Here is a 19,441-nt window from a genome sequence, read left to right as displayed (position 1 = left end):
TAATAAAACCACAAACACATGAAATATTTAATCATTTTATTTTCCGCACTTTTATTGACGGCCTGCAAAAAGGAAAAAGAAACGGTTTCAGCTTCTGCTTCTGCCGATTCTTCACATATTGCTAAAGATTCTGCTTCAACAGGTACATCTTCAGGCAATATTCTGGTGGGAACCATTCCGTTTCCCAAAGAAATCAAAGAATGCTCCTGTTATTTTGCCATCAGCAAAGCTGATTTTGAAAATGAAAGATACATCTACGCTGATGATGCCGGGAAAACAGCTTATATGATGCTGGACGGTAAAAGACTGGCTCTGAATCTTATCTCATCAAGTGATATGGAAGTCGATGAATTACTGACTAAGGAAATAGAAAATGATAATTATAAAATTTCTGTGAAAGGTAAAAAAATAAAAGGAGAAGAAGCTTTACTGTTTGAAGGGACTCTGACTATTGAGAAACCAGACGGAACTACATTTACGACTCCGATCTATGGTGAGTGTGGATGTTAATAAAAGCGAAATCATACAACAAAAATGCTTCTGTATCTCACGGAAGCATTTTTTATTTTGTAAATTTGAGAAAAATAAAATTCAATGGAATTATCTAATATAGAACCGCAGATTATCTGGAAAAATTTCTCCAAACTAAATGCTGTTCCAAGACCTTCAAAAAAGGAGGAAAAAGTAATAGCTTTTATCAAGGGATTTGGTGAAAATTTAGGGCTGGAAACTACGGTAGATGAAGTAGGAAACGTTATTATTAAGAAACCTGCCACTGCTGGCATGGAAAACCGTAAATCTATCGTGCTTCAATCGCACCTTGATATGGTTTGCCAGAAAAATAATGATGTTAATTTTGATTTTGAAACGGAAGGAATCAAAATGGAGATTGACGGTGACTGGGTAAAGGCAAAAGGAACTACTTTAGGAGCTGACAACGGCTTAGGAGTAGCAACTATCATGTCTATCCTTGAAAGCTCAGATATTCCACACCCTGCATTGGAAGCCCTTTTCACCATTGATGAAGAGACTGGAATGACAGGTGCTTTAGGATTAAAACCAGGACAACTGACAGGACAAATTCTATTGAATCTTGATACTGAAGAAGATGATGAGATTGATATCGGCTGCGCTGGAGGTGTTGATGTAACCATTACTCAAAATTATGCTGCTGAAGCTCCAAAAGGACAAATTGTAAGAATTGAAGTAAAAGGTCTTCAGGGAGGACATTCCGGAATGGATATCCATAAAGGTTTTGGAAACGCCAATATTATTCTGGGAAGACTTCTTTACACCGGATTGGAAAATCAGAATATTGAATTGGTTTCTATCGACAGCGGAGGTCTGAGAAATGCAATTCCAAGAGAAGGTGTAGCCATTATTTCTGTGAGAAATGCTCAGGAGTTTATTGAAAATGTAACTGTTCTTAAAAAAGATATTTTAGAAGAGTTTGCCACTGTAGAACCGGGAATTCAAATCAATATTGAGAATTCTACATCTTCTGACAAAGCAATTTCAGAAGGAGATTCTAAAAAGGTGATCCTTACCCTAAAAGCTCTTCACAACGGGGTATACAGAATGAGCCCTGACGTGACTGATCTTGTAGAAGCTTCCAATAATGTAGCAAGAGTAGAATTGAAAGGTGGAGAACTTAAGATCTTAAACCTTACAAGATCTTCTGTAGATTCTTCTAAATATTCAGTGGCAGAACAATTGAAATCTGTAGCAGAATTAGCTGGAATGAACGTTGAATTCAGTGGCTCATACCCGGGATGGAAACCAAAACCAGGTTCGGAAATTGTACAGCTGATGGAAAAGCTTTACACAGAGAAGTTTAGTGAAAAACCTCATGTAGTAGCTTGTCACGCAGGTCTTGAATGCGGAATCATCGGAGCCAACTATCCTGAAATGGAAATGGTGAGCTTCGGGCCAACGATCAGAGGTGCTCACTCGCCTGATGAAAGAGCTAATATCCCTTCAGCACAGAAATTCTGGAGCTTCCTGAAAGATATTTTAGCCAATATTCCTCAGAAATAGAACATTAAATTACTATATTGAATATCCAAAGTCTTATGATTTTGGATATTTTTAATTTTAATTGAAATAAAATGCTTCGACAGGCTCAGCATGACACAGCTAAAAATTCATCTTTAAAAAAGTTAGTATTAGAGATGCCATGCTGAGCTTGTCGAAGCATCCAAAACATAAAAAATAATGAAAAGCATCACAGTATTCTGCGGCTCAAGTTTCGGCACAGATAAAATTTATGAAGAACAGGCATTCCTGCTGGGGCAAACCTTGGCAAAACAAAATATACAACTTGTTTATGGCGGTTCGGAAACCGGCTTAATGGGAACGGTAGCCAATGGAGCTTTAGGTGAAAACGGTAAGGTAACCGGAATCCTGCCCAAGTTTTTACAAGCCAAAGAAATTGCTCATAAAAACCTGACCGAACTTATCATCGTGGAAACCATGCATGAAAGAAAGACCAAAATGAACGAACTTTGTGATGGTGTTATCGTTCTTCCCGGTGGTTACGGAACGTTGGAAGAGCTTTTCGAGATGATCACCTGGGCACAGCTCGGACTTCACAAAAAACCCATCGGAATTCTGAATATTGACGGCTTTTATGATGATCTTATCAAACTGGTTCAGACCATGGTAGATAAAGGATTTTTAAAGCAGGTAAACAGAGATATGCTGCTAATCAGTGATATGATTGACGATCTGCTGGAAAAGATGAGAAATTATCAGGCTCCTACGGTTGGAAAGTGGATTTCTAAAGAAAAAATTTAATAAAAAAAGAGGTATTCATGAATATCTCTTTTTTATTATCGAAAAAAATCCAGATAAAATACTAATTTAGAGAAGTGTTCCAAAGGATAAAATAACCGTTAAACACTAGAAATGACTATCTGAAATATCAACAGCACCACAAAAAAATCTGATATATGAAAACAATTACAAATATTTTTTGTCTGACATTATTTCTCAGTTTCTTTTGGAGTTTCTCACAAAATCAAAATTTACCATCCAATGGAAAAGCTGTAAAAACGGACAATCCATTACAATCAGAACTTGATCTGGAAGTAGACAAATACGTAAAAAAATACTATGAAGATTCCAAAGCCGTCGGGCTTTCAATTGGAATCACCGTAAAAGGCAAAGATTATTACTATAATTACGGACAGTTAGAATATGGAAAACAAGTGCTTCCTGATAATAAAACCATCTATGAAATAGGTTCCATTACCAAAACATTTACAGGAATTCTTACTGCCCAGGCCATTTTAGATAAAAAGGTAGGAATGGAAGATGATATCCGGAAGTACCTTCCTGAGAATTATCCTAATTTACAATATAACAACCATCCCATTAAAATAGTAAATCTGGCCAGCCATACTTCAAGAATTACCAGAATTTTTCCTAATCTTTATGAAAGGCCAGATTATATAGAACTTAATCCGTTCAGTAATTATTCTAAAAAAATGTTCTACGAAGGACTGAAAAATATGAAAATGGATACGCTGCCAGGTGTAAAATATACGTATTCTAATATGGCCGTAAATTTATTAGGATATATTCTAGAGGATGTTTATCATGAAAGCTATTTTTCATTGGTCAGAAAATATATTCTGAAACCGCTGCAAATGAACAATACAACAGTAAGCCTTGCAGATGTTGATAAAAATAATATTGCCAAAGCCCATAACAGTAACAGAGAGGTAACGCCGTATTGGGATTTTCCAGAACTGGTAGCCACAGGAGAATTAAGATCAAATACCAGCGATATGATTAAGTATATCAAAGCCAATATTGCCGGAAACCAATTGAATATTTCATTATCCCATAAGTATACATTTGAAGGAGAAGAAGGCTCTCTGGGACTCAATTGGTTCTTTCATACCACTAAAAACGGAAATATCATGTACGAACATACCGGTGGAACAGGCGGGTCAAGAAGTTCTCTGGAATTTTTCCCGGGGCTTCAGTCAGGATTTATTATATTGACTAACAGTCTTGCCAACAGAAAAATTTTAGAAAAAGACCTTTCTGAGCTTGTTGAAAAAGTATCTTCAAAATAAAAACAAAACCCGTCCGAAAAATCCGGACGGGTTTCTTATTAAGATTAAAAAATATTTTCTAAGGATACGGAGCAATTTCCACTTCGAGCCCTTCCATGGAATCGGCAATATGTAACTGGCATCCTAATCTGCTGTTTTCTTTCACATGGAAAGCCTCACCCAGCATAGCATCTTCTTCATCTCCCATTGGTTCCAGACCAGGATCATTGATTACATATACCTGGCATGAAGCACACATCGCCATTCCTCCGCATACACCAATAGTACCTTCTTCTGCCAATTCATAGGAACGGATAATTTCCATTAAGTTCATGGACATATCCGTAGGAGCTACGACATCATGGGTTACCCCTTCTCTGTCGGTAATTTTAATATTAACGTCTGACATAATTCTGCAAAATTAGTCAATTTTTTTCACAACTGCCTTCTCTGCTTCTTTACGGCTTCCGTCGAATCCGTCAACACCACTTACCGTTGTATATTTCAATACGAATTTTTTACCAGGATTCAGTCTGTTATAAACACTCTGACACATCAAAGTAGCTTCGTGGAAACCACAAAGGATCAACTTCAGTTTTCCAGGATAGGTGTTGATATCTCCAATGGCGTAGATTCCGTCAATGTTCGTTTGGTAATCTAAAGCGTTATTTACAACGATAGCATTTTTCTCGATATTTAATCCCCAGTTTCCGATCTCTCCCAGTTTTGGAGTCAATCCGAATAATGGAATGAAATAATCTGTTTCAATATCATAAGCTTCCTCACCGTCAACCTGTACCGTAATCGCTTCTACTTTTCCATCACCTTTAATTGCTGTAACTTCAGCTGGAGTGATAAGTTTAATTTTTCCTTGATTTTTCAGATCCTGAACTTTTTCTACAGAATCCAGAGCTCCTCTGAACTCATTTCTTCTGTGGATCAGTGTAACTTCACTTGCTACATTTGACAAGAAAACACTCCAGTCAAGAGCAGAGTCACCACCTCCGGCAATCACTACTTTTTTGTTTCTGAAATGTTCAGGTTCTTTCACAAAGTACTCAAGACCTTTTTCTTCGTAGTCTGCAATATTATCCATCGTAGGTTTTCTTGGCTCGAAAGTACCCAGACCACCGGCAATGGCAATTGCTTTACATCTGTGAACAGTTCCTTTGTTAGTAATCACTTCAAACCATTCATCATCCACTTTAGTATAAGAAACAGCGGTTTCTCCCAAAGTAAATCCAGGCTGAAACTGCTTGATCTGCTCCATCAAATTATCCACCAATTCTCCAGCGTTCACTGAAGGATAACCTGGAATATCGAAAATAGGTTTTTTAGGATAAAGCTCCGCCAGCTGCCCTCCCGGCTGTGGAAGTGCATCAATAATATGGCACTTCATTTTTAATAAACCAGCTTCAAAAACTGCAAAAAGTCCTGTAGGTCCCGCACCTATGATCAATATATCAGTGGTTATCATAATATTTAAGATAATTTAATTATACATGTAACTGCAAATTTACTAATTTTAATGCGAAGCATATTTAATTGATTCTAAATAAAAACCTGAGATTTGTCAAATATCTATCAATTAAGATTTTAAATTTGGCAATGTTTTTGTAAATGTCTTGTTATGAAGAAATTTTTAAACCTCTTTGCAGTATTTATATTCTTTTTAGGCTCAGCCCAGATTGATAACATCGCGGACGGAGAATCTATCACTCTCAGAATACATTACGGCTTCCTTAACGCAGGAACAGCCAACCTTACTACAAAACAGACCAATTACAAAGGGATTCCCCATCTGTATGTAAAAGGTACAGGACAGACTACCGGCGCCGTAAAAGCATTCTTCAAAGTGGAAGATCTATATGAAAGTTTCATCAATACCCAAACAGGATTACCAAGTTTCTACGTCAGAAATGTACGTGAAGGAAGTTATCGCCAGCATTTTGAAACGGTTTTTAATCATGATAATAATACATTAATTTTAACAGATAAGAAAACTCCCGCCAATGGTTCTAAGGTCTTAAAATCAGTAAAAGGAGTTCAGGATATGCTTTCATGTTTTTACTATTTAAGAAGTAAAAGCCCGGATGAACTGAAGGTGGGAACAGTGATCAATATGAATGTATGGATTGACGATGAAATGTTTCCTTTCCAGTTAAAAGTAACGGGTACAGAAAATTTAAAGACAAAATTCGGTACCATCAATTGTTTAAAGATTATTCCATCTGTAAAAAGCGGAAGAGTATTTAAAGAAAAAGAAGGCGTAACGATGTGGGTTTCCAATGATGCCAATCATATTCCGATGCTGTTGAAAGCTGAACTGGCAGTAGGTTCACTAAAAGCCAGTATTGACGATTACAAAAATGTAAAATATCCTTTGAAATTTAGTAAATAACAATCTTTATTATTGAATATACAGCCTGTAAATTTTACAGGCTTTTTTATTTCTGATGTAATATATCATTAACGCAGGTTGTCTTAATAATAGAGGCAGCCCTACAGCTGCAGTATGTCAATACTTCTTTGAAATACCTAGCGGATTCCAACCGAAGTATGGACATAAGAAACAGACACGTGTAAATTTTTCAATAAGATCAGTTTTTAATTACGTTTTGTTTCTTAGGTCAGTAATTAAAAACAAAAAACCTCCGGAGCTCCGGAGGTTTGATTTTTTATAGTGTTTTGAACTGTTCAAGTGTTCTGATATCGTTTTCAAAGAACATTCTGATGTCACTCATCTGGTAAAGAAGCATTGTAATTCTCTCAATTCCCATTCCAAATGCATACCCTGAATATTTCTCAGAATCGATATTCACATTTTTCAGTACCGCAGGGTCTACCATTCCGCATCCCATGATTTCCAGCCATCCTGTTCCTTTCGTAATTCTGTAGTCTGTTTCAGAGTTTAATCCCCAATACACATCAATTTCAGCACTTGGCTCTGTGAACGGGAAGAAAGAAGGTCTCATTCTGATCTTGGATTTTCCGAAAAGCTCAGTAGTAAAGAACTGGATGGTCTGCTTTAAATCTGCAAAGCTTACATTCTCATCAATATACAATCCCTCAATCTGGTGGAAAATACAGTGAGAACGTGAAGAGATCGCTTCATTTCTGAAAACTCTTCCCGGAGATAAAATTCTGATTGGCGGCTGGTTTTCTTCCATAAAACGGGTCTGTACAGAAGATGTGTGTGTTCTCAAAAGAATATCCGGATTCTGTTCAATAAAGAATGTATCCTGCATATCTCTTGCCGGGTGGTATTCCGGAAGGTTAAGCGCCGTAAAGTTATGCCAGTCATCTTCAATCTCTGGTCCGTCTGCTACTGCAAAACCAATAGATTTGAAGATTTCAATAATTCTGTTTTTTACCAGGTTAATCGGGTGTCTTGAACCCAGTTCCAATGGAAATGCAGGTCTTGTAAGATCTTCTTTTTCTACGACAATAGAAGATTCAGAAGAATTTTTCAAATCTTCCAATTTTACAGCAACTGCCTGTTTCAAAGTATTGATCTTCTGTCCGAATTCTTTCTTCTGGTCGTTAGGAACTTCTTTAAATTTTTCAAAAAAATCATTAAGAACCCCTTTTTTACCATTGTACTTGATTCGGAAGTTTTCGATATCTTCCCTGGAGGTAGCATTGAAGCCGTTTACTTCGATCAGTAGTTCTTCTATCTTTTCTATCATTGTTTTACCCTTTCAAAATGTTTTGCAAAAATACGACTTTTAGTTGAATATTAAGTCCGTCATAAAAAAATCTGCCTCTTTTTCGGGAGGCAGACTTCAATCACTTATTTCACTTAAATAAAAAAATTATTTCTTTTCTAAAGCCTTAACGCTGATCTGAAGAGTCACCTCATCTTTAATCACTCCGTTTTCAGCAGGAGCCTGGAACTTTACACCAAACTCTTCTCTCTTAATATCTTTCGGTTCAGTAGCCACACTCACCTCTCCGTTTTTCACAGAAACATTAGCTTTAAACTGAACAGGTTTTGTAATTCCTTTAATCGTTAAATTACCATCCAAAAGAGTATTGTAATCCCCTTCCGTAGCCGGAGTCACTTTTGTAATTTCATAAGAAGCTGTTGGAAATTTTTCAACTTCAAAGAAATCACCGCTCTTCAGGTGGCCATTTAATTTGCCTAAATCTTCCGGGCTGTCTTTCAAGTCTACAGAAGTTAATGAGCTCATATCAGCAACGAATTTTCCGCTTTCCAGTTTTCCGTCTTTCACTGTTACATCTCCGCTTTCAAACCTGATTGTTCCAAAATGACTCGTATTTTCAGATTTAAAAACTTTATATCCCTTCCATTCAACCTTACTGTTTAGCGTATCCAAAGTGAACTGGCTACCTTCTTTGGTAGTAGTCACCTCATTACTCTCACTGGTAAGCGGTTTATCTTTTTTACAAGAAACCATTACAGCAGCAACGAATAAAGCAGGAATAGCTATCGAAAACAGTTTTTTTCTCATTTTTGATTTATTTTTATTAGTTCCGCTAATATAATAAAAAAAATTATGTTTTCATAAAAACCTTACATTTGTAATATGCTATTAGAAATAAACAATTTATTTTTCTCTCACACCAAAGAAAACCCCCTGTTTCAGAACCTTAACCTAAGGTTTGACGAAAACAGAATTATAGCTCTTGCCGGAGAAAGCGGATGTGGAAAATCTACGCTTCTCAACCTTATTTATGGGCTTCTCGATTGGGAAAGCGGAGAAATCATTTTTAACGGAACCCGGCTTTTAGGGCCGAAAGGAAATCTTGTTCCCGGAGAGCCGGAAATGAAATTTGTAGCACAGAATTTTGACCTTATGCCTTATGCTACAGTTGCAGAAAATGTAGGAAAGTTTATTTCTAATATCAATTTAAAACAAAAAAAAGAAACCGTAACGGAACTTCTTGAAGTGGTAGGTTTGCAGGAATTTGCCCATATCCTTCCCAAATATTTAAGCGGTGGACAGCAGCAAAGAGTGGCCATTGCCAGAGCATTATCTGTACTTCCGAAACTTCTGATTTTAGATGAACCTTTCAGCAATCTGGATTTTCCGAGAAAAATTGAGCTCAGAGAAAGGCTTTTCAAATACGTAAAGCAGCATGGAGTTTCTTTGATCATCTCTACTCACGAACTTCAGGATATTATGCCATGGCTGGATCAGATTATTATTCTTCAGGAAGGAAGATTGATTCAGAATGACAGTCCGGAAGAAACCTACAGACACCCTTACAACTCATATGTTGCGAAATTATTCGGGGAAGTGAATATTTTCAGTGAAACCGAAGCTAAAAATTTCCAGCTTTCAAAATTCTCCTATTATCCTAAAGAAATCAAAATTACGGAAAGCGGTCTCGAAGCCGAGGTCCTTGAAAGCAGATTTGCAGGAAACTATTATTGGAATAAGCTAAGAGCAAAGGAAAAAGAACTTGTAATTTATACGGACGAGAGAATATCCGGATCTGTAAATATTTCATTTTTTTAAAGCCAGAAAGGTAAGATGGTTATTGTAGATGAAGCATTTTACCCTTCCCTACATTTTACATAACCTATACATTTACTTACACTTATCTATAAAAAAAATACAAACATAAGAATTGGTTATAAAACTTTTTCTTACATTTGTACTTCCAAAGCTTAAGGAAATTTTTGGTTATTTCTCTTTCTGCCTTCCAGACGGACATTAGCAATCTTGCAATTAAGTCTTAGAAAGATTACACTGTCCAATCTTTTCCTTTTCTTATTTTATGGGCATAAAAAAACAAAGTTTTCTTACGCTTTCTTTACAAATTCAGACTTAAGAGCCATAGCTCCGAAACCATCAATTTTGCAGTCAATATTGTGATCACTTCCTGGTCTTAAACGGATATTTTTCACTTTGGTTCCAGCTTTTACCGGTTTTGGTGCTCCTTTTACAGGAAGATCTTTTACTACGACTACAGAATCTCCATCCTGAAGTTCGTTACCGTTTGAATCCAATATTTTCCCTTCGTTAGCTGCTTCTGAAGCCGCTTCTGCAGGATCCCACTCGTAGAAACACTGGGAACAAACCATCATATTATCGCTCGGATAGGTAAACTCAGAGCTGCATTTCGGACAAAGTACTGTATCACTCATATTTTTTATTTTTTGCAAAGGTAGAGCTTTTTAGAGGTTGAAGTCAAGAGGGAATAATGAGACCATCAGTAAGTCAATTTTTACTTCGCAAAGTGAAAGGTGAATTCCCAACTTCAATCTCAACCAAAGTCCCCAAACCCCGAATCTTCCATCTCGCATCTCGTACCCCGAAAAAAATTCACAAGCCCAGCATATTGACCATTCACCATTCACTCTCCTATTCTCAAACTCTCCCACCCCAAATTCCAAACTCTCAATTAAAAGTCGTATTTTTGCAGATTCAAACAGCGAAGCAAATTTATGGAACTTATTCACAGAAACTTGGCCATCGGAATTCACGATGCCCTACAGGAGACATTTTTTGAAAAAAACAAATATGCCGATAAGGTTATTGAAAGACTTCTGAAAGCAAACAGAAAATGGGGAAGCCAGGACAGAGCCGTTGTTTCTGAGATTTTCTACAATATCATCCGTTGGAAAAAACGTCTTGAATATTACATGGGGGAAGGTGTAAAACCCAACAATATTTACAAGCTTATCATCGCCTATTTACTTTGGAGTAAAACCAATTATAAAAAATTTGAAGAATTTGACGGAATCAAAATTGCCGACATTCTTACAAAACTTAAAAAGAATACAGTTCCTACAAAAGCAATAGAGCATTCTATTCCTGAATGGCTTGCCGAAACTCTTGAAAAAGAACTTGGACCCAAATGGGAAAGAGAAATGGCTGCTTTGAATGAGCAGGCACCTACTGTTTTAAGAGCAAACTCTTTAAGAACAACAACAAGAGAACTTATTTCTGACCTTTCTGATGAAGGTGTTGTTGCTTTCCCTATTAAAAATTATCCTGATGCTGTTCAGCTAGAAGAGAAGAAAAACGTTTTTCTTACCACCGCTTTTAAAGAAGGATTATTTGAAGTTCAGGATGCTTCTTCTCAAAAGATCGGTTATTTCCTTGATGTACAGGAAGGGCAAAGAGTGGTGGATGCATGTGCCGGTGCGGGAGGAAAAACTCTTCACCTGGCAGCATTAATGAAAAATAAAGGTCAGATTGTTGCCCTGGATATTTTCGAGTGGAAACTTGCCGAATTGAAGCGCCGTGCTAAAAGAGCCGGAGCTCACAATATTGAAACCCGTATGATTGCCGATAACAAAGTAATCAAACGTCTTCATGAAAAAGCTGACAGACTTCTGATTGATGCACCATGTTCCGGTCTTGGAGTTTTAAAAAGAAACCCGGACAGTAAGTGGAAGATTGATCAGGACTTTATTGACAGAATTAAAAAAGAACAGCAGCAAATCCTTCAGGACTATTCTAAAATGCTTAAAAAAGGAGGAAAAATGGTGTACGCTACATGTTCTATCCTTCCTTCTGAAAACAATCTGCAGGTAGATGAATTCATCAAAAACAATCCTGGATTCAAAATGATTAAGGATGAAAAAGTAATGCCTAGCGAAGGTTATGACGGATTCTACATGGCTTTGATTGAGAGAGTTTCTTAATCTCAACCAATAAACAATACATAAAACTACTCTATTTTCTGGAGTAGTTTTTTTTATTTAAAAATCTTTCTAAAAAATGTAACATTTTTTGTAACATTTAAAGCATACTGTCTACTAACTGTATAAATTCAACCGTTTTGATGCTGTGGAAACTTTAGAATAACTTTGCAGCAAACTCATTTTTATGCATACAAGAACTGTTTTCAATTTCCTGGCCATTTTCTTATACTGTTTGTTTTCTGCACAGACCTATGAAATTCAGTATACCAGCTCATATAACGGAAAAACTACTGCTGACCAGCCCTCCACTATCGTTTGGGTTAATGAGAAAGAAAATTTCATCCTCAACAGTACCATCAAAGAACAAAAAAGCAGCTTCCCTTATGAAATCACTAAGGTAGAAAAACCATCAAATACTATTGTTTCATACGCCTTTTTAAAACCGGAATCCATTATTTCAACATCAGATAATGAGTCTGTAGGAAAACAGGATTTTGAACTTACCAATGAAACTAAAAAGATTTTAGGATACAACTGTAAAAAAGCAGTTACCAAAGTCAATTCAAATACCATTGAGATCTGGTATACGAATGATTTAAAGCTAAAAGGAGGGCCTTCTGTATTAGGACAGAGTTTAGGTCTGGTTCTGGAAGTGGAGAGAAATAAGAACTCTTTAATTACAGCCGGTTCGATCAAAAAAATAAAAAATACCGGAATTGAAAATATTGTAAAAGGAAACATACAAACAACAGATCAGCTGGGATACAAAGATTTACTTTGGAAAAGCAGATTTACCACGCTGAATGTTTTTGAAAATGAAACGATCAATTTCTCTGATACTTCTAAATCAGATGATAAGATAAAAAGATACGCCAACGGGACAATCATTCTTAAAAAGATAAAATTCCCGGCGATTACGGAAGGAGAAAATATTTTTGTAGAACTGAAACAACAATCGAACGGTGATGCCTATGACAGAACCGGAACCGTATTTTTCATTCCTCAGGATAAAGAAAAATCCTTTTTTGATGGATTGGAAAAAGGGGCAAAAACACTTCCTGTCTACGAAAATGGAAACGGAAAGCAGTATTATGGGATAATAGCTACAGACAACTATAGTCCTGCTATGGAAATGATGAGATTCTTTACCGCTTTTGGAATCCAGAAGTTTAATCATATCCAGCTTAAAGGAAAAAACTGGCAGACCATCAGTCCTTACCGCCAGGATATTACAGATCTTAAACCTGCATTATCCGGAAAAGAACTTTGGGTAGGTACATTTATTGGCAACTATGACAAAGGCGGACATAAAGTAAGCCTTGATATCACCATTCACAAAAGCGATCAGACAATTAATAAAAACAATACAGCGATACCATTATTCAATACTTTAAATATTATGGAAATGGCCGGACAGGATTACTCTACGATGTTCAATCAGGATAAAGGACTCCTTGTCAATTTCACTTTAAATAAAGATTTGAAAAATGCACAGCTAAGATATACCACAACCGGACATGGAGGTTGGGAAAACGGCGATGAGTTTGTTCCTAAAGCCAATTCTATTTTCGTTGATGGAAATCAAATATTTTCATTCGTGCCATGGAGAACAGACTGTGGTTCGTACCGTTTGTACAATCCTGCATCAGGAAATTTCCAGGACGGTCTTTCATCATCAGACCTCAGCAGATCAAACTGGTGCCCGGGAACGGTTACCAATCCTAACTTTATTCCTCTTGGAGATTTGAAAGCGGGTAAACATACAATCCAGGTAAAAATTCCTCAGGGAGCTTCCGAAGGCACAAGTTTCAGTTCATGGAATGTTTCGGGAACGTTACTTGGAGTACAATAAAAACAAAACCTTCTTGCATGAGAATTGCAAGAAGGTAAAAACACAAATGATGAAAAAAAATTATTTCGAGCCACAAAGTAAGGGTTAAAATTCATATAATTAATTACCATAGATTAATAAATATGTCATTTTTATTTTGTATGGAAATATTACAAATTTTAGCCTAACGAAAAAAATCAATCAAAAACACGCAAAATCGAACAAATAGTTGATATTTTTAACTTTAAAATATTAATTGATTAAAAATATTCCGTTTCAAACATTTTTTATTGTTATTTATAAACATCAACTTTACTTTTGTCTCATAAATAATAGAAATTATGTGTGGAATTGTATGTTTATTTGACGCCAAACAGAAAACTGAAGTATTAAGACCTCAGGTTTTGGAAATGTCAAAAAAAATCCGTCACAGAGGACCGGATTGGAGCGGAGTTTTTCAGGATGAAAAAGTAATTTTCTCTCACGAAAGACTTGCTATTGTAGATCCTACCTCTGGAAAACAACCTTTATTTACAAAAGACGGAAAAGTAGTATTAGCTGTGAACGGCGAAATCTACAACCATAGAGAACTAAAAGAAGAATTTCCTGATTATGAGTTCCAAACTCAGTCTGACTGCGAGGTTATCCTTGCTCTTTACAGAAAATATGGAAAAAATTTCGTTGAAAAACTGAACGGAATTTTTGCCTTCGCATTATACGACACTGAAAATGATGTCTATCTTATTGCCCGTGACCATATGGGAATCTGCCCTCTTTATCAAGGCTGGGACAAAAACGGAAACTATTATGTAGCTTCTGAATTAAAAGCCCTTGAAGGAGTATGCAAAAAAATCGAAACTTTCTTACCGGGTCATTTTGTTTACAGTCCAGACGGCACAGAGCTTCAGCAATGGTATACAAGAGATTGGGACAGCTTTGATCATGTGAAAGAAAACGAAACAGATATCGCAAAATTGAGAAAAGGCCTTGAGGATGCTGTTCACAGACAACTGATGAGTGATGTTCCTTATGGAGTGCTTCTTTCCGGAGGTTTGGATTCTTCGGTTATATCAGCAATTACTGCAAAATTTGCCCGCCAGAGAGTTGAAAGTGGAGATACACAGGAAGCCTGGTATCCAAGACTTCACAGTTTTGCTGTAGGACTTGTAGGTTCTCCCGATCTGACTGCTGCACAGACCGCTGCAAAACACATCGGATCTGTTCATCATGAAGTTAACTTTACCGTTCAGGAAGGGCTGGATGCTGTACGCGATGTCATTTATCACCTGGAAACCTATGATGTAACAACCATCAGGGCATCCACCCCAATGTATCTGCTGGCAAGAGTAATCAAGTCTATGGGGATAAAAATGGTACTTTCAGGAGAAGGTTCAGATGAATTATTCGGTGGATATTTATATTTCCATAAAGCTCCCAACGCAAGGGAATTCCATGATGAAACAGTAAGAAAACTGGGTAAACTTCACCTGTATGACTGCTTAAGAGCTAACAAGGCTTTAATGAGCTGGGGAATTGAAGGAAGAGTTCCTTTCCTTGATAAAGAATTTATGGATATTGCCATGACTCTTAACCCAAAAGATAAAATGATCAATACCGCTGAAGGAAAAATCGAAAAATGGGTATTGAGAAAAGCCTTTGAAGACATTCTTCCTGATTCTATTGTCTGGAGACAGAAAGAACAGTTCTCGGATGGTGTGGGTTATTCATGGATCGATACTTTAAAAGAGGTTGCTGAAAAAGAAGTAACGGATGAAATGATGGCAAACGCAAGATTCAGATTTCCGCTAAATACACCACAGAACAAAGAAGAATACAGATACAGAACTATTTTTGAAGAACATTTCCCAAGTGAAACAGCAGCCGCGACTGTACCTTCTGTTCCATCTGTCGCATGCTCCACTCCTATCGCCTTAGAATGGGATGAAGCCTTCAAAAAAATGAATGATCCAAGCGGAAGAGCGGTGAAAGTACATGAAACTTCGTATTAGAGAGGTATGTTGATGAATAGTCAATCGTCAATCTGCTGCGCTGGTAAATTTGTTGCGTGTTTCTGGTTTCGGGATATTTTAACGCGGCGTACGCTAAGCTATTTCCATTAGTGTTTAAGAACGATCGCAAAGGCGTTTCACTTAGCAACAGACAAACTGATATCCTCGCTGAACAAAGTGCCCTTGCGAACGAAATATATGGGATTAAAATATAAACCTTGCGACCATAGCGTTTATTTAACCTTGCCAATAATATTAATTCACTAATTAAAATATATATATTTTTCATTCAAACATATAACTCCCTCAGTTATAATTTATCAATCCTGTAGCAATACAGGATTTTCTTTTGAATTAACAATAACAATATGGCATAATTTAACTGACAATCCAAAATAATATCTAATAAATAATTATATTTGGAAAACGAAAATATCAATTATAAAAAAATGAGAAGAAACCTAACTGTTTTATTTGCCTTATTAGCCATAAGTTTTGCTTTTGGACAAGGAAAATATGGCAAATATCTGAATTCAAAGAAGCTTGCTTTGGCTTATAAAAGTGTAAAAGATCAGGATAAAGATGATTATTACCAACAATTCTACTGGCTTGTAAAAGCAGAGCAGCTAAAAACGTATCCTCACCTTAAAGATATAAAACCTGTTGTTTTATATGAATTTGTAAAATATGTAAATCCTCAGAATCCAACAAAAAAACTGGATGCCAGAGGTAAAGAACTCAGAGCCACTGCAGAATTATCTTTAAATCAATATTTTAAAAATAAAAAATTTGAAAACAATTCTGTATTAATGTATAACCTTGAAACGTATGTAGATCCTTCAAAAGGGCAATACTACACTAAGGTTGATCCTGAAAAAATCAAGGAACTTGTACCGAAAGAATTATTTGCCTTCAACTCTTTCAACAGAAATATAGGAGAAGAAAAGACGTATTACCTTTGGATTGATAAGAAAAAAGATGATTTGAATATTGTAGATATCATTCCTAGCGAAAAAGAAGACAAAGCTTTCTACGCAAGACTGAAACAATATCTTCCAAGCTATAAGTTTTCGAAATATGTTCCTACTGTAAAAAAAGGAAACAAGTCTGATAAAACAGACATTGAATATTATTACATCATGCCGTTTGAGCAGAATACCGATAACATCGAATACAAAACAAAGGATTTCAAAACTTTCACTTTAAGCCAGTACAGAAAAGCCGGTGATGAATGGAAAGGAGTAGAAAAACCTAGAAAATAAATCAAAAAGTCCTGTGAAATTTCACAGGACTTTTTTAATTTTATATGGATTTCTTTATCTAAGGATCAAACCGCTTAAAGAAGGCGGCTCTTCACATAAAACAAGTCTGGACATTTTTCACATTCCAGCCTATACAAAATGACAGAAGCAAACACACAACAGACGTCCATAAAGAAAATACTTCCCTTAATTCTGGCCACGGCTATTTTTATGCAGATGCTGGATTCCACGATCCTGAATACTTCTCTGCCCGCTATTGCAAAAGATCTGCATGAGTCTCCGCTTAATATGCAGAACGCAATTATCAGCTATGTTCTGACATTAGCTGTTTTCATGCCTGCCAGCGGATTTCTGGCAGACCGGTTCGGGACCAAAAAAGTATTTATTTTCTCGTTGGTATTGTTCAGCTTAGGTTCTTTGTTTTGTTCCTTGTCTCAGAATCTCACCCATTTAGTGATTTCCAGAGTTATCCAGGGAGTCGGGGGAAGTTTAATGACTCCTGTCGGGAAGCTGGCACTCATCAAAACATTTGATAAAAGTGAACTGCTTAAAGCGATGAACTTTGCCATCATTCCGGCTCTTATTGGTCCTGTGCTCGGTCCGTTAGTGGGGGGTTATATGGTAGATTACCTTTCATGGCACTGGATATTTCTGATTAACATCCCAATTGGCATTTTAGGAATTCTTTTAGGATTGAAATTCATGCCCAATTATAAGTCGGATGATGTTGATTTTGATTTAAAGGGGTTCTTAATATTTGCAGCAGCCTCCCTCCTGCTTTCGGTTTCACTGGAACTTTTCGGGGACATGCAGAATATCAGCCCTGTTTTGCTTGTATTCATTATGGGCTTCCTGTTCCTGTATTATTATTACAAACATGCTAAAAGGGGAGGAAATCCAATCTTCCCGCTAAACCTTTTTCAGGTGAGAACATTCCGGGTAGGTATTGTAGGAAACCTGGCCACCAGATTAGGAATCAGTTCTGTTCCATTATTGCTTCCCCTGATGATTCAGATTGCATATAAACAATCAGCTGTAACTTCGGGCTGGATTATTGCTCCTATGGCTTTAACGGCTATCTTCGGAAAATCGTCCGTGATTAAAATTCTGGATAAATACGGCTATCGTCAGACTTTAATGGTGAATACGTTCATCATCGGAACACTCATCTGTCTTCTTGCCATACCTGATATTCACACTTCTTTATATTGGTTTGTTCCCATTATTGCAGTATTAGGATTTTTCAACTCTATACAGTTCACCTCTATGAACACTATTTCTATTGCTGACCTTCGGAATTTCCAGACCAGCAGCGGAAACTCTTTAATTTCAGTGAATCAACAGCTCGCTATCGGTTTCGGGATTGCATTCGGATTGATTGTTTTAAAACTGTTTGAAAATACAAATTTGATTAATGGTGAAATCCACAATGCCTTTCGACTTACATTTCTTACGGTAGGAATATTAACGATTTTATCAGGATTTGTTTTCAGAAGACTGCATATTTCGGATGGAAAGAATATGAAGTCGAAGGAAGAGTAAAAAATAAAACTTTAAAGGGCCAATTTACAATTACACTCTTTCATTTTGCCATTCTACCCTTCCTACGAACTTAACACAGATCAATGCTTTTCGCACATAACTATGGTAATTTTGTTTACATAATCAACAATGTAATGGCAACTAAAAAAATAGAAATCGTAGTATCTCCAAGACCTGCGCACTTTGTAGGCGATGGATTCAGGGTTCACAATTTTATTCCGGGAGTATCCGGTTTAGATATGAAAAGAATGGACCCGTTTATTATGCTTGATTACAATTCAAAATTTCATTTCAATGGTTCCGACAGACCAAGAGGTGTGGGAGTTCATCCGCACAGAGGTTTTGAAACAGTAACGATAGCATATAGCGGAAAAGTAGAACACCATGACAGCGCTGGCGGCGGCGGTGTTATAGGAGAAGGTGATGTTCAATGGATGACCGCTGCAAAAGGAGTTCTTCATAAAGAGTACCATGAAACAGCATGGGCAAAAGAAGGAGGAATTTTTCAGATGGTTCAGCTTTGGGTAAATCTTCCGGCAAAGGATAAAATGAGCTGCCCGAAATACCAGGCTATTGAAAACTCTAAAATGGAAAGAGTAGATCTGGGTGAGAATGGTTTTGTGGAAGTAATTGCCGGCGAATATGACGGCCATAAAGGTCCTGCAAGCACTTTTACTCCGGTTCATATGATGAATGCCAAACTTAAGACAGGTGGAAAAGCTGATTTTAATTTTCCGGCTCATTTCAATACTGCAGCTTTGGTTATCGAAGGTAGTATTATCATCAATGGTGAAGAAACTGTGAAAACAGATCATCTTGCATTATTTAAAAACGAAGGTGAAGTTTTCACCATTGAAGCAAAAGAAGATGCTGTTGTTCTAATCATCAGTGGTGAACCGATCAACGAACCGATCTATCCACATGGCCCTTTTGTAATGAATTCCAGAGAGGAAATCATGCAGGCTTTTGAGGATTTCAACACCGGAAAGTTCGGATACCTTGAAGATTAAAAGAATTAAATTTATCTTAATCTTAGGTAATTCCTTTTTTATTAACTTTATATAATGGCAAACCTTGTAGGTTTTGAAACCTATAAGGTTTAGCTGTTT

18 protein-coding genes are annotated in these 19,441 nt (G+C 36.7%); 12 read left to right on the top strand and 6 right to left on the bottom strand.

Annotation, left to right across the window (positions count from 1 at the left end; genetic code table 11):
• The first annotated feature begins 18 nt into the window (after positions 1–18).
• The 4 genes from FN817_RS18850 (at position 19) to FN817_RS18835 (ending at position 4,085) form a co-directional block, all read left to right on the top strand.
• On the top strand, positions 19–510 hold the full coding sequence (locus FN817_RS18850; protein WP_142719278.1) for a hypothetical protein: 492 nt from the start codon (positions 19–21) through the stop codon (positions 508–510).
• An 84-nt stretch (positions 511–594) separates the two neighbouring features.
• Positions 595–2,037 (top strand): aminoacyl-histidine dipeptidase, encoded by a 1,443-nt coding sequence (locus FN817_RS18845; protein ID WP_142719277.1) that lies wholly within the window; start codon positions 595–597, stop codon positions 2,035–2,037.
• Between the two features lie 177 nt (positions 2,038–2,214).
• Positions 2,215–2,796, top strand: coding sequence for an LOG family protein (locus FN817_RS18840; RefSeq protein WP_142719276.1), 582 nt, complete (start codon positions 2,215–2,217; stop codon positions 2,794–2,796).
• A 155-nt stretch (positions 2,797–2,951) separates the two neighbouring features.
• Positions 2,952–4,085: a serine hydrolase domain-containing protein gene (locus FN817_RS18835; protein WP_142719275.1), complete on the top strand. Its 1,134-nt coding sequence runs from the start codon at positions 2,952–2,954 to the stop codon at positions 4,083–4,085.
• 58 nt (positions 4,086–4,143) lie between these two features.
• On the opposite strand, the gene FN817_RS18830 is transcribed toward FN817_RS18835, so the two are convergent.
• Together FN817_RS18830 and FN817_RS18825 are read right to left on the bottom strand one after the other, a co-directional pair.
• Positions 4,144–4,473 carry a 2Fe-2S iron-sulfur cluster-binding family protein gene (locus tag FN817_RS18830; protein WP_142719274.1) on the bottom strand — a complete coding sequence of 110 codons (330 nt, stop codon included), beginning with the start codon at positions 4,471–4,473 and terminating at the stop codon, positions 4,144–4,146.
• Positions 4,474–4,485: 12 nt separating this feature from the next.
• The gene (locus tag FN817_RS18825; protein ID WP_047373677.1) at positions 4,486–5,541 is read right to left on the bottom strand and encodes an NAD(P)/FAD-dependent oxidoreductase; all 1,056 of its coding nucleotides are present in this window, start codon (positions 5,539–5,541) and stop codon (positions 4,486–4,488) included.
• A gap of 153 nt (positions 5,542–5,694) precedes the next feature.
• On the opposite strand from FN817_RS18825, the gene FN817_RS18820 reads away from it, so the two are divergent.
• Positions 5,695–6,465, top strand: a complete 771-nt coding sequence (locus tag FN817_RS18820) for a DUF3108 domain-containing protein (RefSeq protein WP_142719273.1) — start codon at positions 5,695–5,697, stop codon at positions 6,463–6,465.
• A gap of 277 nt (positions 6,466–6,742) precedes the next feature.
• On the opposite strand, the gene pheS is transcribed toward FN817_RS18820, so the two are convergent.
• Both pheS and FN817_RS18810 read right to left on the bottom strand, forming a co-directional pair.
• A complete protein-coding gene (gene pheS, locus FN817_RS18815) occupies positions 6,743–7,753 on the bottom strand; it encodes a phenylalanine--tRNA ligase subunit alpha (RefSeq protein ID WP_047424314.1) in 1,011 nt (336 codons plus the stop codon).
• A gap of 126 nt (positions 7,754–7,879) precedes the next feature.
• A complete protein-coding gene (locus tag FN817_RS18810) occupies positions 7,880–8,539 on the bottom strand; it encodes a YceI family protein (RefSeq protein ID WP_142719272.1) in 660 nt (219 codons plus the stop codon).
• A gap of 75 nt (positions 8,540–8,614) precedes the next feature.
• Between FN817_RS18810 and FN817_RS18805 the strand changes: the two genes are divergently transcribed.
• Positions 8,615–9,550, top strand: a complete 936-nt coding sequence (locus FN817_RS18805; RefSeq protein WP_142719271.1) for a sulfate/molybdate ABC transporter ATP-binding protein — start codon at positions 8,615–8,617, stop codon at positions 9,548–9,550.
• A 287-nt stretch (positions 9,551–9,837) separates the two neighbouring features.
• Here the strand turns inward: FN817_RS18805 and FN817_RS18800 are convergent, their stop codons facing one another.
• Positions 9,838–10,182 (bottom strand): zinc ribbon domain-containing protein YjdM, encoded by a 345-nt coding sequence (locus FN817_RS18800; protein WP_047373671.1) that lies wholly within the window; start codon positions 10,180–10,182, stop codon positions 9,838–9,840.
• A 30-nt stretch (positions 10,183–10,212) separates the two neighbouring features.
• Positions 10,213–10,497: a hypothetical protein gene (locus FN817_RS18795; RefSeq protein ID WP_142719270.1), complete on the bottom strand. Its 285-nt coding sequence runs from the start codon at positions 10,495–10,497 to the stop codon at positions 10,213–10,215.
• Between FN817_RS18795 and FN817_RS18790 the strand changes: the two genes are divergently transcribed.
• The 6 genes from FN817_RS18790 (at position 10,483) to FN817_RS18765 (ending at position 19,342) form a co-directional block, all read left to right on the top strand.
• Entirely contained in the window at positions 10,483–11,688 is a 1,206-nt protein-coding gene (locus FN817_RS18790; RefSeq protein ID WP_047424309.1) for an RsmB/NOP family class I SAM-dependent RNA methyltransferase, read from the top strand. The two genes, FN817_RS18795 and FN817_RS18790, sit on opposite strands and share 15 nt — an antisense overlap.
• A 184-nt stretch (positions 11,689–11,872) precedes the next feature.
• Positions 11,873–13,540, top strand: coding sequence for a GLPGLI family protein (locus FN817_RS18785; protein ID WP_142719269.1), 1,668 nt, complete (start codon positions 11,873–11,875; stop codon positions 13,538–13,540).
• A gap of 320 nt (positions 13,541–13,860) precedes the next feature.
• The gene (asnB, locus tag FN817_RS18780) at positions 13,861–15,528 is read left to right on the top strand and encodes an asparagine synthase B (protein WP_142719268.1); all 1,668 of its coding nucleotides are present in this window, start codon (positions 13,861–13,863) and stop codon (positions 15,526–15,528) included.
• Between the two features lie 449 nt (positions 15,529–15,977).
• Positions 15,978–16,790 (top strand): hypothetical protein, encoded by an 813-nt coding sequence (locus tag FN817_RS18775; RefSeq protein WP_142719267.1) that lies wholly within the window; start codon positions 15,978–15,980, stop codon positions 16,788–16,790.
• A 138-nt stretch (positions 16,791–16,928) separates the two neighbouring features.
• The gene (locus FN817_RS18770) at positions 16,929–18,332 is read left to right on the top strand and encodes an MFS transporter (protein ID WP_142719266.1); all 1,404 of its coding nucleotides are present in this window, start codon (positions 16,929–16,931) and stop codon (positions 18,330–18,332) included.
• 134 nt (positions 18,333–18,466) lie between these two features.
• Positions 18,467–19,342, top strand: coding sequence for a pirin family protein (locus FN817_RS18765; protein WP_142719265.1), 876 nt, complete (start codon positions 18,467–18,469; stop codon positions 19,340–19,342).
• The last annotated feature ends 99 nt before the right edge of the window (positions 19,343–19,441 follow it).

Origin of the sequence: Chryseobacterium rhizoplanae (assembly GCF_900182655.1) — a bacterium.
Taxonomy (GTDB): domain Bacteria; phylum Bacteroidota; class Bacteroidia; order Flavobacteriales; family Weeksellaceae; genus Chryseobacterium; species Chryseobacterium rhizoplanae.
Note: the sequence above shows the minus strand (reverse complement) of the source record. Positions and strands in the feature narration are given on the sequence as shown.

What these genes read in the sequence shown, in the direction of transcription:
- FN817_RS18850 (WP_142719278.1), top strand. Translation starts at nt 19, where the DNA reads ATGAAATATTTAATCATTTTATTTTCCGCACTTTTATTGACGGCCTGC.
- FN817_RS18845 (WP_142719277.1), top strand. Translation starts at nt 595, where the DNA reads ATGGAATTATCTAATATAGAACCGCAGATTATCTGGAAAAATTTCTCC.
- FN817_RS18840 (WP_142719276.1), top strand. Translation starts at nt 2,215, where the DNA reads ATGAAAAGCATCACAGTATTCTGCGGCTCAAGTTTCGGCACAGATAAA.
- FN817_RS18835 (WP_142719275.1), top strand. Translation starts at nt 2,952, where the DNA reads ATGAAAACAATTACAAATATTTTTTGTCTGACATTATTTCTCAGTTTC.
- FN817_RS18830 (WP_142719274.1), bottom strand. Translation starts at nt 4,473, where the DNA reads ATGTCAGACGTTAATATTAAAATTACCGACAGAGAAGGGGTAACCCAT.
- FN817_RS18825 (WP_047373677.1), bottom strand. Translation starts at nt 5,541, where the DNA reads ATGATAACCACTGATATATTGATCATAGGTGCGGGACCTACAGGACTT.
- FN817_RS18820 (WP_142719273.1), top strand. Translation starts at nt 5,695, where the DNA reads ATGAAGAAATTTTTAAACCTCTTTGCAGTATTTATATTCTTTTTAGGC.
- pheS (WP_047424314.1), bottom strand. Translation starts at nt 7,753, where the DNA reads ATGATAGAAAAGATAGAAGAACTACTGATCGAAGTAAACGGCTTCAAT.
- FN817_RS18810 (WP_142719272.1), bottom strand. Translation starts at nt 8,539, where the DNA reads ATGAGAAAAAAACTGTTTTCGATAGCTATTCCTGCTTTATTCGTTGCT.
- FN817_RS18805 (WP_142719271.1), top strand. Translation starts at nt 8,615, where the DNA reads ATGCTATTAGAAATAAACAATTTATTTTTCTCTCACACCAAAGAAAAC.
- FN817_RS18800 (WP_047373671.1), bottom strand. Translation starts at nt 10,182, where the DNA reads ATGAGTGATACAGTACTTTGTCCGAAATGCAGCTCTGAGTTTACCTAT.
- FN817_RS18790 (WP_047424309.1), top strand. Translation starts at nt 10,483, where the DNA reads ATGGAACTTATTCACAGAAACTTGGCCATCGGAATTCACGATGCCCTA.
- FN817_RS18785 (WP_142719269.1), top strand. Translation starts at nt 11,873, where the DNA reads ATGCATACAAGAACTGTTTTCAATTTCCTGGCCATTTTCTTATACTGT.
- asnB (WP_142719268.1), top strand. Translation starts at nt 13,861, where the DNA reads ATGTGTGGAATTGTATGTTTATTTGACGCCAAACAGAAAACTGAAGTA.
- FN817_RS18775 (WP_142719267.1), top strand. Translation starts at nt 15,978, where the DNA reads ATGAGAAGAAACCTAACTGTTTTATTTGCCTTATTAGCCATAAGTTTT.
- FN817_RS18770 (WP_142719266.1), top strand. Translation starts at nt 16,929, where the DNA reads ATGACAGAAGCAAACACACAACAGACGTCCATAAAGAAAATACTTCCC.
- FN817_RS18765 (WP_142719265.1), top strand. Translation starts at nt 18,467, where the DNA reads ATGGCAACTAAAAAAATAGAAATCGTAGTATCTCCAAGACCTGCGCAC.